The organism is Acinetobacter sp. ANC_7682, assembly GCF_056779795.1.
In genome coordinates this window covers 1-209 of record NZ_JBWYIQ010000114.1, presented here as the reverse complement: position 1 = coordinate 209, position 209 = coordinate 1, and the positions used below count along the sequence as shown (strand labels likewise).

Annotated in this window: 1 protein-coding gene; it reads right to left on the bottom strand. The window is 45.9% G+C overall.

Annotated features, from left to right (window positions below):
* The coding region (locus AC1M9D_RS14225; protein WP_481612463.1) for an Ig-like domain-containing protein at positions 1–209 on the bottom strand (209 nt) is incomplete at both ends.

Below are 209 nucleotides of genomic sequence, written 5' to 3'. Positions count from 1 at the left end.
CGCTGTTTCATCTGTATTACCAGCAACATCAGTCACGACGGCTTTGAATTGATAAATGCCATCCGCCAGATTCGACTGCTCTGCTGTAGTCTCTTGCCAGGTCGCACCCTGATCGTTAGACACCAGATACTGGACAGTACTTCCGGCTTCTTGACCGGTTACACCCAGTTTAAAATTATGATCATTACTAATCTTATCCGTTGCAGAAC